The organism is Stutzerimonas stutzeri (genome assembly GCF_024448955.1).
Classification (GTDB): Bacteria; Pseudomonadota; Gammaproteobacteria; order Pseudomonadales; family Pseudomonadaceae; genus Stutzerimonas; species Stutzerimonas stutzeri_AQ.
In genome coordinates this window covers 1-16,760 of the sequence record NZ_JAMOIH010000005.1, presented here as the reverse complement: position 1 = coordinate 16,760, position 16,760 = coordinate 1, and the positions used below count along the sequence as shown (strand labels likewise).

At 54.4% G+C, this 16,760-nt stretch carries 14 protein-coding genes, 2 pseudogenes and 1 riboswitch; of the genes and pseudogenes, 2 read left to right on the top strand and 14 right to left on the bottom strand.

What is annotated here, in order from left to right; translation table 11 throughout:
• Positions 1 to 28: 28 nt before the first annotated feature.
• A riboswitch (cobalamin riboswitch) is annotated at positions 29 to 245 on the bottom strand.
• Between the two features lie 151 nt (positions 246 to 396).
• Positions 397 to 1,200, top strand: coding sequence for a metallophosphoesterase family protein (locus NA645_RS06590; protein ID WP_256048105.1), 804 nt, complete (start codon positions 397 to 399; stop codon positions 1,198 to 1,200).
• A gap of 28 nt (positions 1,201 to 1,228) precedes the next feature.
• Here the strand turns inward: NA645_RS06590 and NA645_RS06585 are convergent, their stop codons facing one another.
• The 11 genes and pseudogenes from NA645_RS06585 to NA645_RS06535 form a co-directional block, all read right to left on the bottom strand.
• Positions 1,229 to 1,549, bottom strand: coding sequence for an HNH endonuclease (locus NA645_RS06585; protein ID WP_256048104.1), 321 nt, complete (start codon positions 1,547 to 1,549; stop codon positions 1,229 to 1,231).
• A 105-nt stretch (positions 1,550 to 1,654) separates the two neighbouring features.
• Positions 1,655 to 2,182 carry a C40 family peptidase gene (locus tag NA645_RS06580; RefSeq protein WP_256048103.1) on the bottom strand — a complete coding sequence of 176 codons (528 nt, stop codon included), beginning with the start codon at positions 2,180 to 2,182 and terminating at the stop codon, positions 1,655 to 1,657.
• An 81-nt stretch (positions 2,183 to 2,263) separates the two neighbouring features.
• On the bottom strand, positions 2,264 to 2,911 hold the full coding sequence (locus NA645_RS06575; RefSeq protein WP_256048102.1) for a C40 family peptidase: 648 nt from the start codon (positions 2,909 to 2,911) through the stop codon (positions 2,264 to 2,266).
• A gap of 66 nt (positions 2,912 to 2,977) precedes the next feature.
• Positions 2,978 to 3,730 (bottom strand): NAD-dependent deacylase, encoded by a 753-nt coding sequence (locus NA645_RS06570; RefSeq protein WP_256048324.1) that lies wholly within the window; start codon positions 3,728 to 3,730, stop codon positions 2,978 to 2,980.
• 108 nt (positions 3,731 to 3,838) lie between these two features.
• Positions 3,839 to 4,510: a DNA-3-methyladenine glycosylase I gene (locus tag NA645_RS06565; protein ID WP_256048101.1), complete on the bottom strand. Its 672-nt coding sequence runs from the start codon at positions 4,508 to 4,510 to the stop codon at positions 3,839 to 3,841.
• Between the two features lie 244 nt (positions 4,511 to 4,754).
• Positions 4,755 to 5,825, bottom strand: coding sequence for a 3-deoxy-7-phosphoheptulonate synthase (locus tag NA645_RS06560; RefSeq protein WP_256048100.1), 1,071 nt, complete (start codon positions 5,823 to 5,825; stop codon positions 4,755 to 4,757).
• A gap of 655 nt (positions 5,826 to 6,480) precedes the next feature.
• A pseudogene (ttcA, locus tag NA645_RS06555) lies at positions 6,481 to 7,182 on the bottom strand (tRNA 2-thiocytidine(32) synthetase TtcA); the annotation flags it as partial.
• 168 nt (positions 7,183 to 7,350) lie between these two features.
• Positions 7,351 to 8,238 carry a tRNA 2-thiocytidine(32) synthetase TtcA gene (ttcA, locus tag NA645_RS06550; protein ID WP_161611938.1) on the bottom strand — a complete coding sequence of 296 codons (888 nt, stop codon included), beginning with the start codon at positions 8,236 to 8,238 and terminating at the stop codon, positions 7,351 to 7,353.
• A gap of 436 nt (positions 8,239 to 8,674) precedes the next feature.
• Positions 8,675 to 9,146: pseudogene (locus tag NA645_RS06545) on the bottom strand (VOC family protein).
• Between the two features lie 185 nt (positions 9,147 to 9,331).
• A complete protein-coding gene (locus NA645_RS06540; protein WP_126189898.1) occupies positions 9,332 to 10,969 on the bottom strand; it encodes a hypothetical protein in 1,638 nt (545 codons plus the stop codon).
• 450 nt (positions 10,970 to 11,419) lie between these two features.
• Complete coding sequence (locus tag NA645_RS06535) at positions 11,420 to 12,316, bottom strand: hypothetical protein (RefSeq protein WP_254348398.1); 897 nt, start codon at positions 12,314 to 12,316, stop codon at positions 11,420 to 11,422.
• A 165-nt stretch (positions 12,317 to 12,481) separates the two neighbouring features.
• Between NA645_RS06535 and NA645_RS06530 the strand changes: the two genes are divergently transcribed.
• Positions 12,482 to 13,102 carry a tyrosine-type recombinase/integrase gene (locus NA645_RS06530; protein WP_254348397.1) on the top strand — a complete coding sequence of 207 codons (621 nt, stop codon included), beginning with the start codon at positions 12,482 to 12,484 and terminating at the stop codon, positions 13,100 to 13,102.
• An 85-nt stretch (positions 13,103 to 13,187) separates the two neighbouring features.
• Here NA645_RS06530 and NA645_RS06525 read toward each other — a convergent pair whose 3' ends face one another.
• From NA645_RS06525 to NA645_RS06515, 3 genes are all read right to left on the bottom strand, one after another.
• The gene (locus NA645_RS06525; RefSeq protein WP_254348396.1) at positions 13,188 to 14,255 is read right to left on the bottom strand and encodes a hypothetical protein; all 1,068 of its coding nucleotides are present in this window, start codon (positions 14,253 to 14,255) and stop codon (positions 13,188 to 13,190) included.
• Between the two features lie 288 nt (positions 14,256 to 14,543).
• Positions 14,544 to 15,914 carry a transposase gene (locus NA645_RS06520; RefSeq protein ID WP_126189897.1) on the bottom strand — a complete coding sequence of 457 codons (1,371 nt, stop codon included), beginning with the start codon at positions 15,912 to 15,914 and terminating at the stop codon, positions 14,544 to 14,546.
• A 228-nt stretch (positions 15,915 to 16,142) separates the two neighbouring features.
• Positions 16,143 to 16,760 (bottom strand): hypothetical protein (locus tag NA645_RS06515; RefSeq protein ID WP_256048099.1); only part of this gene is annotated, 618 nt, incomplete at its 5' end.

Sequence of the window (16,760 nt, the reverse complement as noted above, 5' to 3'; positions counted from 1 at the left end):
GCCGCACCCCGATCAGCGCCCGCCGCACTGCCGTGGAATGCGACAGGCCGGTCTCCGGGCTTGCGAGCGGATGCCTTGCATCCGGAAACCGTCGCCTTCCCATGCCTGTGGCACAGTGGCTGTGAGCGGTGTCCTGTCTCGCCTACCGTTGCGGGGGCAGCGCCGGAATCGTCGTTGCGACTGGACCGGCTTCCCTGTTTCACCACTGGCATTAAACCAGTGGCACCTGAAGCGACGCGGAGGTTAGTCCAAGGCCCTGCGCAGCGCAACTGAAAGCAATGTCGCAGGCGCTTCGGGGTGCGATCTGGATTTTTTACCGGAACGCCGGACCGTTAGCGGCTTCGAATGCGATAACGTGCCCCCATTCGGCATCCCCAACGAGAAGACGCCAGCCACATGACGACCATCGTGCAGATATCCGACACCCACTTCGGCACCGAGCAACCTGTGGTGGTGCAAGCCATGGAAGACCACGTACGCGAACATCGCGCCGATCTGCTGATCTTCTCGGGCGACATCACCCAGCGCGCCAGAGCCGGGCAGTTCGCCGCAGCACAGGCGTTCGTCCAGCGCCTGCACGATCATGGCATTGCCGAAAAGCTGGTGATCCCGGGCAACCACGACATTCCGCTGTATAACGTTTTCGCCCGTTTCCTGATGCCCTACCGCAACTATCGACGGCATTTCGGCGATGACCTCGAGCCCACCTTCGAGAACGACGAGGCGCTGATCATCGGCCTCAACACCACGCATCCACGGCGGCATAAGGATGGGCTGGTGACCGACGAGCAGGTGCAGGCCGTGACGCGGCGATTGAAGCAAACCGATCAGAACAAACTGCGCATTGTGGTCGCGCACCAGCCTTTCGGGGCGATGAAATTGAGCGATCTGAGCAACCTGCAGCACAACGCCGATGACGCGTTGCACCGCTGGGCCGATCACGGGCTGGACCTGGTGATGGGCGGGCATATCCACCTGCCCTACGTCTTGCCCCTGTCCAAGCAGTACCCCGGCTTGTCACGGGAGATCTGGATGGTCCAGGCCGGCACCACGCTCTCGTCACGGGTGCGCGGCACTTCGCCGAACTCGTTCAACCGTCTGAAGCTTCATTCCGGGGCCGACAAGAAAGCCTGTGTCGAACGCTGGGACTTGCTGGATGATCGCTTCGTGTTGGGCTCGCACTTCAATCTGCACTGGTAAGCCGCACGCCCATCACAGGTGAGAGCGATCAGTGCCGTGGAACTAATCCGGCCGGTTTGGTGGCCAGCCATTCGACGAAGGTGCGCAATTGCGGATCGGCGAGCAACGCCTCTCGGCTGTTGTAGGTGAGCGCCAGTTCCTTCTCGCTGAACAGCCGATGGATCTGGTTATGACAAGGCCGACATACCCACAGCGTGGCGGTGATGCGCTCTTCGCGGGCGAAGCGTTTTCGTATGTAGGTTTTGCCGTGTAACGCCTTGGGAATCAGGTGATGGCGGGTCAACGGCACCTCGCGCTTGCACAGTTCGCACACCTCGGGAGGATCTGGCAGGCGAAGAATGGGCGACATGCTCAGCTCCTCTTTGCTATCGAATCCGGCGCGGAAAATACCTTCCTGTACAGCGAATGCTAGATAACAGCCAATCCGTCAGCGTCGAACCAGGCAGATCGAGCCTCAGGGATTACGAGCGATCTGTTCGCCATCAAGGATGCGCTTGGCGCTGAGGTAAGTCCTCTGCCAGTAACTGTTGGAAAGACTATCCAGCCGTACCGTTCCGCCACTGGACGGCGCGTGGACGAAACGTCCTTCGCCGACGTAGATGGCCGCATGGCTTACACCGCGACCGCCGTTTGTGGCGAAGAACAGCAGATCACCGGCCTGCAAGGCATCGCGCCTGATAGCGGCCCCGCCTACAGTGCTCATTTCCCGAGTCGTACGCGGCAACGAAAGACCCGCGGCGCCACGGAATACATAGCCGATCAGACCGCTGCAATCGAAACCGCTGTCAGGGGTGTTGCCGCCATAGCGATAGGGAGTACCAACCAGTCCAAGGGCGGTGAACAGGACATCCTCCGCCGCACCCGACAAGGGCGGTGCTGACGCTGGAGTAATCGTCACCGGTTCAATTGACGGCCGATTGGCACAGGCGCTTAGCAATAGCGCAGTTAACAGGACGATCGCGAGACGGGCCGGAAGGGGCATGACAGAGCAGTCCAGGCATGAGAGCCATCACTCTGCCGGTATACGCTTGAGGATGCAACTCTAGGCCCGTCCGGCCGGCGTTCAGTGATGAACGGGAATGGAGGTCGAATCGCTGGCCAGCGCCAGTACGCGCTTGGCTTGCATGAAGCTGGCCCGCCAGTACTTGTCGTTCAGACTGTCCACCCGCACGCCACCACTGCGGCTGCTGGATGAATGAATGAACTGGTCGTCGCCGATATAGATGCCGGCATGGCTGACCCGGCCACGGCCGCGATTGTTGAAGAAGACCAGATCGCCCGGTTCCAGTTCGCTGCGCGCAACCTTCGGTGCGTCGAGTTTGATCATCTCGCGGGTGGAACGCGGCAGCTCGAGGCCAGCTTCCTTGCGGAAAACGAAACCGACGAAGCCGCTGCAGTCGAAACCTGTCTTGGTCGAGCTGCCGCCGTAGCGATACGGGGTACCGACCAGTGTGAAACCACGCTCGAGCACGCTGTCGGCAAGCGCCGGCAATTCGTAGCTCTGGTCGTCGGCAAGCTCTCGAAGTTGCTGATCGGTGGGTTCGTCCGACTCGGCCTGAACGCTGGTGTCTGGCTCGGATACGGCGTCGGAGAAATCGAATTCGAAACCCTGTAATGTCAGCGCGCTGTCGCCCTGTTCCGGCTGAACGGCGCAGGCTGTCAGCAGCGTAATCAGGGCAAAGGGCAACAGGGATGCGAAGCGTCGGCGCATAGGAAAGGCGTATCGGGGAAATCGAAAGTTGCGTGACTATGCCTGCCAAGCCCCCGATGATCAAATTCAATTGGCAAAAATGTGACGAACCAACTGCGGCAAAACGTCTGACGCGCCCGCAGCGACATGCACATCCACCATCATCGACAGTTCGCTGGCGGCCGGATCGATCTGCGCCGTGAAACCGCCACCATGACGGGCCCGCAGAAGCGGCTCGACGATGTAAGCGAAGCTTGCCGAAGTGCCCACCGCGACCACCGCATCGAAACCCTTCGCCACTTCTTCGCGCAGACGCCCCAAGGCCGTCTCCGGCAGCATTTCCTCGAACAGCACGACCGGCGGCCGCAGCACGCCGCCGCATGCACAGCGAGGCGGTAATGGTCGGGCAAGATGCTCCGCCAGCTCCTCGCTCGGCTCGCCACAGGTCATGCAGTACAGATGAGCAAGCGTCCCGTGGATCTCGATCAGGCGCTGCGGCGGGCTGCCTGCCGCCCGGTGATAGCCATCGATATTCTGGGTCAGCACCCAGCAGCCAGGTTTGCGCCGCTGCAATTCGGCGATAGCGACATGGCCGGCGTTGGGTTTCGCCGCGAGGCAGGCGCGGCCGATTTCAGCCAGGTATTTCCAGCACAACGTCGGATCGAGCCGGAGCATCGGACCGGACAGGGCCGTTTCGATCGGCAAGCCATCTTCGGTTCGATCGTTGTACAGCCCACCCACCCCACGATAGGTAGGCAATCCGGAATCGGCTGATAGCCCGGCACCGGTAATGATCAAAATGCGGTCGGCCTGTCGTAGTGCGTAGGCGACTTGCTGCATGGCCTCGTTCACTTCCAGCCCCTCCGCCAGCTGTTGGAAATAAGCCCGACCTGGCATGCGTGACAACGATGGATCTGGTCAACGCACCCTGACTTGCATCGAAGCGATTCAATGGTTGACGGTGAACGCCAGCATAGCCGACAGCTGACACATGGGCCGGCCGCTCTCGTCATGCCACTGGTTGAACACGGCCTGCACCGCCGCCTGGTCGCGTTGGCTGCTTGGCACTTTATCGACGACTTTCTGCGCTTTGAGCGCGGCCACTACGTCATTGCTGGGAATGAAAGTGTCTTTGCCGGCCATGCGCAACAGGCGCGGCGCAGACAAGCCGCCAAGCTGGGTGCCGTGCTTGGCCAGATAACGCCACAGGCTGACGATATCGGTCGCCGGCCAATCGGCAATAAGGTTGCCGAAGCTGCCGTGCTCCTTCGCCACGTCGAGGACGAACTGAGCATTGCGCGGCACGCTCTTGAGCTTGCCGAGGTGACGAATGATTCGCGCATCCTGCATCAGTCGCTCAATATGCTCGCCGCCCATCAGCACCAGCTTTTCCGGATCGAAGCGGAAGAACACCTCTTCGAAGGCCGGCCACTTTGCATCCACCAGGCTGTGCTTGAGGCCGGCGCGAAAGATTCGCAGGCTGATCAGCGACAGGTAGCGATCGCCAGTAATGGCACGCAGCTCATCGGGACTGCTCGACCGGGGCAGCCGGCTTTCCAGCGCGGCGGCTGAGCCGAAACGATTGAGACAGTATTCGTGCAGCCATTTGTAGTCATGCATGGGTTCTTACGGTCCAAAAACAGCAGCGGCACAGGGTGCCGATAGCTGCCACAAGCTGCAAGTCACACTGGGTTGTCTGCAGCCAAAAACTCACGGTAAACGACGGAAGCGCCTCCGGCGATTCCATCCTACAACTGCACGGCCTCAGCTTTTGTAGGCTGGATTAGCCGAAGGCGTAATCCGACTGTTCGAGGCGTACCCCGACGCCCCAAAAAGTAATCCGTCATCCGCCTATGGTTTGCCCTCAACCCCGTAATCGCTCGGCAGCCTCGCGCAGTAGCCGCTCGGTTTCCGACCAGCCCAGGCAACCGTCAGTGATCGAAACGCCATAGCGCAGCTCGCCGGATAACGGCTGGCAGCCATCGAACAAATGGCTCTCGAGCATCACGCCACGCAAGCTTGAATCACCGGCCAGACGCTGGTCGATAACCGCATTCAGCACCGCCGGCTGGCGCAGCGGATTCTTTCCGCTGTTGGCATGGCTGCAATCGACCATGATCCGCGGCGCTATGCCCTGGCGCTGCAGCGTCTCGCGAGCTAGAGCGACGTTCTTCCGGTCGTAGTTCGGGCCAGCGTGTCCGCCACGCAGCACCAAGTGCGTATCGGGATTTCCGCAGGTTTGTAGCAGCGCCGGATGACCGAGGTCATCGATACCGAAATGCCGATGCGGCTGTTCGGCTGAACGCATGGCATCGCAGGCGATACCCAGGCTGCCATCGGTACCGTTCTTGAAGCCCACCGGCAGGTCGAGCCCACTCACCAACTCGCGATGAATTTGCGATTCGCTGGTGCGTGCACCGATGGCCGCCCAGCCGAGGAGATCGTCGAAGTAACTTGCGGCCAGCGGCTGCAGCAGCTCGGTGGCGATCGGCAGGCCGGTTTCAAGAATATCCAGCATCAGGCGCCGCGACAGGCGCAGACCTTCAGCCATGTCGCCGCTGCCGTCTAGATGGGGATCGTAGACCAGGCCTTTCCAGCCGACTGTGGTTCGTGGCTTTTCGACGTAGGCACGCATCACCAACAGCAGCTGGTCGTCGACCTGAGGCGCCAGGCCAGCGAGGCGTTCGGCGTATTCACGAGCAGATACAGGGTCGTGCAACGAGCAAGGTCCAACCACGACGAGCAAGCGCGGATCGCTGCCATCGAGCACTGCGCGAATGGCGCTGCGGTCGGCGTGGACACGTTCGGCGAGCGCTGCACTGAGCGGCAGGCGTTGACGGAGTACGGCGGGGCTGGGCAGCGGATGGGCGCTGCGTCTGGCTGGGCTGGAAACGGGATTGGAGTGGGCGAGCTGAGCGGAAATCGGTGCGTTCATGATCTGGCGGTCCCTTTGGCCGGCGCGGCGTCTATGCCGCGTCGGCGCTAGCGAAGTGTTCGGTCTATGGGTGTCGGAGCGGCGGCGGTGAAGCGGCTAAATCGCCAGTCATAGCGGTAAGTGAGGTATTCGTTGCGGTAGCTGTACATGGTGTTGTCCTCAAATGCGTGTGGCCTTTCGGGCCGGAAAAAACAAAACCCCCGGTCGGGTGGCCGACCGGGGGTTTCGAAAACTGTCTGGTGGCGACCCTGCTTGTTAGGGCGCCTGTGGGGTATCAGGCGCGCTTATAGCTAAACCAATACCCAAAGTAATAACCATCAGCCGAGATCACTTGGCCGCACAAATGCGCGGCGTGCGCGGCACCGGCGTTTACGTGGGAAAGGGAAGCGAGGCTGAGGGGCATGTCGAACTCCTGAATGGCGTTTACCTTACTGCTGCGAGCTGCTTGCCGCAAGCTCGTTGGGTTGGTCGGGTGGCTGCCTTTTTCAGCTCACCCGCGCTGTGGTGGGCTGAAGCCCATCCTACATAACTGTCGGCTTCCATGGTTCTTGCTTACCCGTAGGGTCGGCTTCAGCCCACCAAACCAGGCCATCGGCTTCACCGCCGTGCGCTGAAGCGGAGCGCCGCCCGACCCACCCTACGAAACTGCTCCGTCCTACAGGCTCATCACATCGAGAAAGCGTGGCGTGGCGCTATCGTCGATGCGCAGGCTGGTGAAATCGAACAGATTGCGATCGGCCAGTTGCGAAGGCACGACGTTCTGCAAGGCGCGGAACATGATCTCGACGCGGCCCGGCGATTTGCGCTCCCACTCCTGCAGCATCTCCTTGACCACCTGGCGCTGCAGGTTCTCCTGCGAGCCGCAGAGGTTGCACGGGATGATCGGGAATTGCTTCATTTGCGAATAGGCTTCGATATCGGCCTCGCTGCAATAGGCCAGCGGGCGAATCACCACGTTGCGGCCGTCATCAGAGAGCAACTTGGGCGGCATCGCCTTGAGCGTGCCGCCGTAGAACATGTTGAGAAAGAATGTTTCTAGGATGTCGTCGCGGTGATGACCGAGCGCCATCTTGGTCGCACCGATCTCGTCGGCGAAGGTGTAGAGCGTGCCGCGGCGCAGGCGTGAGCACAGCGAGCAGGTGGTCTTGCCTTCCGGGATTTTCTCCTTGACCACCGAGTAGGTGTCCTTCTCGACGATGTGATAGTCGACACCGATGGACTTCAGATATTCGGGCAACACATGTTCAGGGAAGCCTGGCTGCTTCTGGTCCATGTTCACCGCCACGATTTCGAAGCGGATCGGCGCGACCTTCTGCAGGTACAACAACACGTCGAGCATGGTGTAGCTATCTTTTCCTTATAGCTTAAGAAAACATAACTGGACAGCATCAGAATAATCGCAACTTGTTGATTTTAAATGAATTAAATAGAAAGCTGGCTTTACAGAAAAATGCGAAAAAGTAAATTTTGCGTCTTCTTGGCCTCTAAACACCCTCTCCCCCCCCCGAAAAATCACCTTGAACCTTTACAAAATCCGAACGACATCAATCCGGCCTTCAACGCTGGATGATGAAACCTCGGCTGCTTCGAATTCGTAGGGCGGTCGGGCATCCGACCTATCAATGGATAGATCTATAAAATTGAAGAGACTACGATCAGCTAACTGGGATGGACTTACGTTTTGTAAGCTGTGAAAGATGTTTTCTACGCAGCCAGGATTTACCGAATCCCACTCCGCAATCATCGACTTGATTTTTTTCCTCTGCAAATTCTCTTGCGAGCCGCAGAGATTGCACGGAATGATTGGATATGCGCTATCGGCAGCGACCTTTGCTATATCTTTCTCGCGACAGTAGGCGAGCGGCCGGATAACTATATTTCTCTTGTCATCGCTAAGAAGCTTAGGAGGCATCCCTTTCATTTGCGCCTGGAAGAACATGTTCAGAAACAAAGTTTCAACCATGTCATCCATATGATGACCGAGTGCCAATTTAGTAGCCCCAATTTCCTCAGCAAAACTATAAAGCGTGCCCCTTCTGAGTCTAGAGCAAAGAGAACAAGTAGTCTTACCCTCCGGGATCTTACTCTTGACAACGGAATAAGTATCCTTGTCAATTATATAGTAATCAATCCCTTTAGCCTCGAAAAACTCAGGCAAGATATGCTCCGGAAAGCCAGGTTGCTTCTGATCAAGATTAACCGCCACAACACTGAATTTTATTTGCGCAACTCTCTGCAAGTGCAGCAAAGCGTCAAGCATAACGAATGAATCTTTGCCACCACTTACGCAGGCCATAATTTTGTCGCCATCTTCGATCATTGCATAATCTACAACAGCCTTGCCCACATTGCCGCGCAGCTTTTTACGACGAAGTTCCGCAGCTTTATTAATCTGAGATGCTTGTTCGCCCATCATCATAAACACTAGCTTCCAATTAAAATATTTACAAACCCAATTTACTATAAAAATATCGCCCACCTTGCAACATCCCGCACCACTTGCGAAGGATTGAGATAGTTAGACACTACCAAAATCGGACACAGGAACAATCCGAAGCAAAGCACAGCACAGCATTTAGGCCACGTATTTAATATACGACATACACTCTTAAGTAAATCTATAAGGCCGTATCATCTGCCGAGTTTGACGCCAGCGATATCATAACAAGATTATGCCTGCGTTTTATAGAAGCTCCTGACCAACGATTGCATTTAGCTTGACCGAGTCGCAGCAGAGGTGGATCACAGCACGGAACTCTGCGAGTCACGCGGAGGGGCCGCAGCAGCCTCAGAATCGCATGTGGTGTCAGGCAGGCTCAGTCATTGGGGCTGGATTCAGACGTTGAAGATCAAGCCTTCAGCGCAGCCTCGATCGCGGCAAAGTCGATCTTCGTCATGCCATCAATGGCCTCGAACGAACGCGTTGTTGCCGCTCGATCAGGGCTGGGTATTGCAGCCGTCAGAATATGCAGGGAGATCTACCACGAAACACCCACTCGTCCCTGTACCAGCCATACGCGCTCACCTGGCCCCATTGTTAATGATCGTGTTCACAAGTGGTCCGTCTCAGCCTGATCATCGGTCGCGACCTGGAACGAAAAGGCTCTTTGTACTGGAACACCGGACCGTCGCTCAGGCCAAGGCAGGACATGCGCGCTACCCTGAACTCGACCGCGAACACATCGCCCTGTTTGCCGGCTGGATAGTCGCCCGGAGCGTGGCGGACGGCCACCACCACTCAGTCCGAAAAGTCTCTGCATAGAAAGAAGAAGTCTCCCCTTTGATTACAACAAAACGGCAGTAGCTGATTGCGGTGACGATTCGAAGCTTCCACTCATCTAGGTCTCAGTGGTCCACGATGGTTCGGCTGTTGCCAGTCACGACGGGCCGGATTTAATCCATAGCTGCCGGTGGCGACAGGCCGAAACCGGCCAGAAACTGCTGGTCACGCCAAGGCTGGGCCGGTTTCGCTGAGGCTCGAAAGCATCTATGAAACTGGGGGCTATTCACTCGCCCCAATACTTGGCGTCGTAAAGGTTCTTCATGCGATGTGTTTCAACGTGTCGTTGATAAATCGTATGGCCAGGGAGGCTGAAAACTTTTTGTTCCTCAGTGATCTCAATCTCGGATTTTATCTTTGCAATAAATGCTTCAATTTGTTCTGGTAGTTCAGTTAAAACATTGCAGCAAGGCAATACGTTTTTAAGAAGATTGCAGTTTATTGGGGTTATTTTGTTGCTTTCTAGTAATTGCCAGCTAAAAGTGCTTCCGAAACTGGAATTTGTTAAAACTGCGCGAATATGATTGATTTGCGCCGAATCATCCAAGCTGAGAAAAGATTTTTTGAATAAACTAGTTTTCTCCTTGGGTTCGAGTTTATCAAATCGTTTGGTCTGCTCAACTGCTTCCCGAATTCTATCGTCCAAACGTCGCACCATGCGAGCTGACTCAGGGTATAAAGTGGCTTTTGCCTGGACGGTCATCACGGTATTGGATTTATTGCAAAAAACCAATAAATCAATCTCGCCCCCAGTAAAGTCACATTCTAAATAAGTATAAAAGCCATTGCTTTCGAAATGCCTTTGAGCCCTTCTCAAGAGTTCAGGTTCGAAAAAGTGAGATATCAATCCGTCATAGTTGTATTTAGTATTTTTATCATCATCTATTAGTATGGAGATCAAAAGATTTCTCGTGCCCAGTAGGGTTGGAACTAAGGCCGGGCAGAAGTATACGTCATCCGAAATGCTCCAGAATGGCGGCATGAATTTTAAGCTTAGGCTGCCATTTTTTCCCTCGCCGCAGAAGAAAAACTCAGAAAATTTATCGTAGTCTGACTCAGCCACCCCGGTGAGCTTTTGAACTAGAAATTTCAGCTCGGCGGCACCCAGCCTGGCCATGCCAAGGCCTTGTAAATGATGATCTCCATCCCCTGAGTCTTTAAGTTCATTGACTTCCAGGTATTTGTAAACTATGAACGTGATGTCATTATAGATTTGCCCTATGCAGATAAAAGCATTCCTGATTTTTTTAAAGGCATCGGCAGAAGAAAATCCAATCTGCGTATAGAAATCAGGTGGAATAATATCTGCTTCAATGAATGCATTTTCAGATGCTTTGTACTGCTCGGAAATGTAATCAAAATAAAATGTGGGATTTACGGGCTTGTTTGTTCTTAGCCGATTAACAACGCTCTTGAGCCAAGGTCTAGAATCGTGAGCTTGGTTTGAAATAACTGGTAGAGATAAATGCGTTACAATGATGTCATTGATTTCATGTTTGAGTGTAATTTCATCAGCGTAGTCGATCGTTGACTTTTCGCTGCTTTCGCGAGTGAATCTATATATTTTGCTACGAATAAATGGGATGACTATATTGAGGTTTGCGCAAGCGAATAAATTTTTAAAGTCATCAGGGTTTAGCTTGCGCAAAAAATCATCGCATGATTCAGGGCTTTGAGGACTAAAGTCGTTCATGCGCTCAAATACAAATGTATACGGAATTGCGAAGCTATGAGGTGCTTGCTTTTCTTGAATGAATTGGAAGGTGGCAACCTGGCAGAAATGATTGTAAACATGGAGAAAAGGTTGTCGAAGAATTGGGTTGTCATCAAACAGCTTGTCGATCTGTGGTTCGAGGATTTTCATTTACAAGCCCGGCTATCAAAATTTGAAAATAGAAAAAGCAACCCGTCGCATCAGGGTTTTTTATCGATTTTATAGGGTGGAAGAGCGATATTATCTCATGATTTGCCAAGGTGGGTGGAGTGAGATAAACAGAAAGTCAAGTTTGGTCTGAGGTATATGTTGTTTTCTTAGCCCCAAGACAATCTCTGCAGGCCTTGCCTGAAAGTTTTGGTTTGGTAACTGAATCGCTAAAGGTTCTATAGACACAATTGAGCGGCTGCTACTGGCCGAAAGCCGTGTTTCACAACGGTAACTACCGGCCAGAAGCGGTCACACTATGGAGGCAGCTCAACACTGTACAGGGAGCTGAAGCGTGGCTTCTGGAGTCCGAGAAGGCATTACAGAAGCAGCTTCGCGATAGCGCCAAAAATATTCCGGCACTATTCGGAATCTCCATTCGCCGAAGCATCCTCAGAGAGCAGGCGTTGGAGCACCCTGTATGTATGCCTGGATGTCTTGGATAACCCTTTCTCGACGCGGGGTATCGTGCATCAATTGCGCGACCATCTTGATGGCTAGCTGTCCTGAACTGAGCATATGGTTCACCTTCACGCGTGACCCAGACAAAGGAATCCCTTTATTTACGACTGTCTCATCAGCAGACGCTCGCAGCTTGGCGCGCGACAACTGTGGAAGCATTTTGGCTAAAACGCCGGGGGCCTTGGCGCTAAGCAATGTGACTGCCAGCACATCCGTAACGTGGTCGTATTCAGAGAAAGACTTAAGCTGGAGGCTCGTCGCATTTAGCACGGCTCGCCCCCCATCATTAAAGAGACTCTCGTAAATCACCTCCGTTTCTTTATCTACTACTCCGGCTTTTACCTCTGATGAATATCCATAGTAAAAGGCAAAAGGAAGGCGCTTCTGAAGGCTCAGATTTTCTACGGCTTTCATCGAATGGCAGGCAGCGACAATAACTGTCAGCTCACCCCCTGTCCGCTGAGTGACGCTATCCAAGCTGTCCAACAACTCATCCCAGCCAATAAACTCCCCGGACGGCGTTCCAAGACCCTTCTCGGAGTGGCCGTGAGCATCAATGAATATGATTGGTCGAATGCCAAGCTCACACGCGCCTGTGATTTCCTCGAAGCATTCTGCAAATTTGGTTGCAGAGCCCGCCTCGAATCGATGGGCGAAATTCTTGTTGTATTCAAATCGCTCAGGATCGCGCGCGAGAAGCAAATCGTGCAGTTCTCTCAGTCGAGAGAGACCGGTTTGCAGATCCCGCTCGCTTAAACAGTCGATGATGAAAATGGCGTTTCCGGGCGAGAACGCGCTGCGTCTGAGGGTAAATTTCGTCGGATCCATGAATCGCCCCTAGTTGTGTGGACATTCTTTGGCCTCGTAGCGGCGGGGGCTACATGAGCATACGCCCTTGCCTTGCGAAGTAGTCAACTTGTGGCTGCCTTTGGCCGGTTAGCGGCCACTGCTCTGGCTAGCCATGCTTGTCCTTCCACACGTGGAGGACTTGCCATGAACATCATTGCTACCTGCAGCCGTCAGCCCTGGAACAAAGGAAAATTGGTCGGGCAGAAAACCCCGCTCCGACAGAGAGATATCTGGGCCATCCGAGTAAGGCTTCAAATTGCAGAACGAACCCGGGATCTGGCTCTGTTCGATCTGGCCATCGACAGCAAGCTTCGAGCCTGCGACTTAACCAAGCTCCGTGTGTGCGACGTTGCTCATGGCGAGCATGTGTCATCACGAGCAATGGTTATGCAGCAGAAAACGAAGCGACCAGTGCAGTTCGAGATTACTGAGCAAACACGGTCTGCTCTCGCAGCCTGGATACACCAAGCACAACTCCGTAGCCAGGACTGCCTTTTCCCGAGCAGGCTGCATACCTCAGATCATCTATCCACTCGTCAATATGCTCGTATCGTCAAAGGCTGGGTAAAAGCCATTGGCCTTGATCCAGCCATGTATGGCACTCACACAATGAGACGTACGAAGGCATCGCTGATCTATCGCAGGACGAAGAACCTACGGGCGGTTCAACTTCTGCTCGGCCATACGAAGCTGGAGAGCACCGTTCGATATCTTGGGATTGAGGTCGATGACGCTCTGGAAATGGCGGAGCAGACCGAAGTCTGACCATATATTGCGACGGTCGAAGTCAGGCCGTCGCTAACCGGCCAGAAGCGGCCAGCGAGTTCCAATGCCTTCGTACAAACCCACACTAACCGCTGCGGGCCTTATCTCCGCCCTCCAAACTATCCACAGTATTTATCACGAACGCGCTGCGTAAGGTCAAAGAGTTTTCCCTTCCTTCGGTCATCATTTCCATCTTGTCAGGATCAGTCCAAGTCTGGACCACCCCAGGCCGCTTAAAAATATTGGCAGGTAGAGGGTGCTTGGCGTATGGGTTGTGATAAATGCGCAAGCCGTCGATGATCGTTTCTCCAACTTCCCCAAAGCTGGCTGTTCGATGCGAGATTCCCTGGTCTGTTTCCCATTGTGTGCTAACAACCATCATCGGGTTCCCTGACAATGCATCGACCTTTCCCCAAGTGGCAACATTGCTAAAAACAACAGCACTGACATGGGAAAATCGCTCACAATTAAAAAACCCAAGTTCAATTTCTGAGCCGTTTTCCTTTGTGACACTGCCAAGGCTTTTACTTTCCAGCCCACCAGGAAACCGCTCTGGATTAGCCAGATATTCTTGTTCGTCGACATAATAGTCATAAAGCAACGCTTCGATGGGACGGTAGACTTGGAGGTTGAACCAGGGTTGCTCGAATGGCGCGATCGCAAGCAGGAAAGGCTTGCCCTTTACGTGCTCAAGCTTTGAATACTTGTCGATGTAATGTGTTGCCTTGTTCATAAAAGCGTTGGCCAGGCGGATGATTGCGACCCGGTTGATCTCGTTCAGATCAATCTCCTCGCGAGTTGGAGGTACCAGAGACTTTGACCACTCAGGAACTGATCCTTGAGCCGCGTTTGCCGTGGTAGCCTCTAGGACGAATTCGGTTTGTTCCACTGACAGGATGAAGTCAGGCGCATAGTGCTTCCAATTAAACTCTGCACCGAGTTCACGTAACGCAGCATGAAGGTAGATTTCCCAGAAGCTTGAGTTAAACGTAGTCTGAAATTCTTGTATGAATTTCCCGTCACGATCTGGAAACCCTTCCAACCACGCTTCCAATACTTTGCGGGCATAGCCGTTGCTCGGCCGATCACCACTGATGACTTTGAAGTGTTGATGAAGTTTATCTTCAGTGACTAGCGGCGTGAACAGATCCATCTGGGTTCCTTTCTCAAGGCGTTTTTGGTGTTTTACCGAGCACTGCTTAGAGGCGCGGTCAAGGAGCGCCGCTCATGGGCAAGTGGGGTGGAAGTATATTTTCCATACGCCAATGTCCGCTACTGGCCGATTCTGTTGAAAAACTAAGTTCTGCGGCAGCCAGCTGGTCAGCGGTGCCTACTATCGAAGTGACTGGAAGCCACTTCAAGTTGCCTTTCGGCGTTTCACTGAGCTTCCTTGCCTGGGTCTGAGGGTTAATTCGAGGGTTTCTGCTCGCCGCAGGCGCACCTATCCCGTGAGTGGTGGCCCTTGAGGCAAAAGCTTGGCCATGCGGCGCAGGTTCTGCACCGTCGCAGCCAAGGTGAATTCGTCAGCGGCACCTGTCAGGCCACGCAATCGTAAACGATCGAGTTTCATGATCCGTTTGAGGTGGGCGAAAAGCACCTCCACCTTCTTCCGTTCGCAACGAGAGACGAGGTATTCCGGTGTCTTGGCGATGCGTCGCGCCACGTCACGGGCAGCTTCATGGATGCTGCGGACGATCTTCCGATTCGGTGTGTTAGGGCAGCACTTCGCTTTCAGCGGACATGTGGCGCAGTCGGTTTGACTGGAGCGGTAGATGATGGTGTTGGCCTTGGTCACCCGCGATCTTTTCTGGGTGAAGGCGCGCCATTCACTGCGTAGCGGTTTGCCGGTTGGGCAGTGGTATTCATTGGCCTCCGGATTCCAGTGGAAATCGTTACTGGAGAGGCTGTCGTCTTTGCGCTCGGTCTTGTCCCAGACTGGGACATGCGGGTCGATGTTCTTTTCTTCGACCATCCAGGCCAGCATCGGGGCAGTGCCATAGGCGGTATCACCAATGAGGCGCTCTGGCGTGAGGTCGAACTGCGCTTCAACGCGATCAACCATCGTCCTGGTCGAATCGACCTCGGCAGTACGATGCGCTGGAGTTGCTTCCACATCCATGATCACGCCATGCTCAGTATCGATCAGGTAATTCGTGGAGTAGGCAAAGAAGGCCGGGCCGCCTGGCGCAGCAGTCCAACGGGACAGCGGATCGGTGAGCGAGATTTTCTTGGGAAGAGCCTCAGCAAGCGCCTCTTCATCAAGGGCTTCAAGATACTCGCGCACCGCGCGGCTGCTGAGCGCGGGATCACGCCAGTCGACTTCATCTCCCGTCACTCCACGTTGCCGGCTGGCATCCGCCTTGATGATGCTGGCGTCCACAGCGAAGCCTTCGCCTTTGACCAGGCCAGCCGCCATGCAGCGGCGCAGCACCTCATTGAACAACCAACGGAACAGACCGCTGTCACGGAAACGGCCGTGGCGATTCTTCGAGAAGGTCGAGTGATTGGGTACTTCGTCTTCCAGACCCAGCCGGCAGAACCAACGATAGGCCAGATTTAAGTGCACCTCTTCGCACAGCCGTCGTTCGGAACGGATGCCGTAGCAGTAGCCAACGACCAGCATCCGCACCATCAACTCCGGGTCGATCGAGGGGCGTCCGATGGAACTGTAGAAATCCGCAAGGTAGCTGCGCAGGTCACTCAGATCCAGGCACTGGTCGATACTGCGCAAGAGGTGTTGGGCTGGGACATGGTCTTCCAGATTGAACGAGTAAAACAGGCGCTGCTGTCCACCCGGTAGCTGTCCCATCATGCTGTTCGCCCCCGCGCTCACCGACAGAGTGATTCTGCCGCCGGCACGGGGAAATCGCTACTTTTTCAACAGAATCGGCCAGAAGCGGACATTCACAGTGACTGAGGAATGAGGGGCGGGTCACTTTTGCTCGGATAACCTAACGTTGGAATTCAGCGGCTGCCGTAGGCAGTCCGCTGGAATGACTTGTTAGGCAACAACTCCACTGCCTATGGGTTTATAGCGGATTTACTTAGGTTGGTACTCCAATGATGAATGGTGAAGGTTAATGCGCAAATTTCCCGCATCGTCTTTAACGTAACCCCACGTTTTGTCAACGGTAGTCACTTTCCCATTTTTATCTGTGAAGTGAACTTTCCCCATAGTAATTGCGCTATTGCCATCAAGAAAAATAGCAGAAGTGACAGGCTCACATTTTCTCCAGCCTTTTAGAGCAAAACCTGTGTCGGCAGGGAAGGATGGGTCACCGCCAACGAAATAAGATAGCGCACCGGCACGTGTGGGGCGAAATGTTTGAGGGTTCACCGTGAGCGTAGGCTTAAAGAGTACTGCGCCCATTTGGTAGGCGTAAGCGGAATCTATGACTTTCTCGGCCAATGCTCTCGCTGCTACTTTTCCATCCTTTTCGTATGCGGCGTTGATATCAAGAAGAGCAGCACACCATGCTTGCTGAGCTGTTAATGCTTCCTTCTCTGTTACTGCCTGATTTACAACGATGGGCTCGTTTGCGTTCGCAATATTTGAGGTAAGTGCGACTAATGCTGTTAATGCTACAAGTTTGACTTTCATAGTTGGGAGACCCCTGGGTTGAAAGAATTGGATTGTTGCGTGTTTGACTGTGCCTAA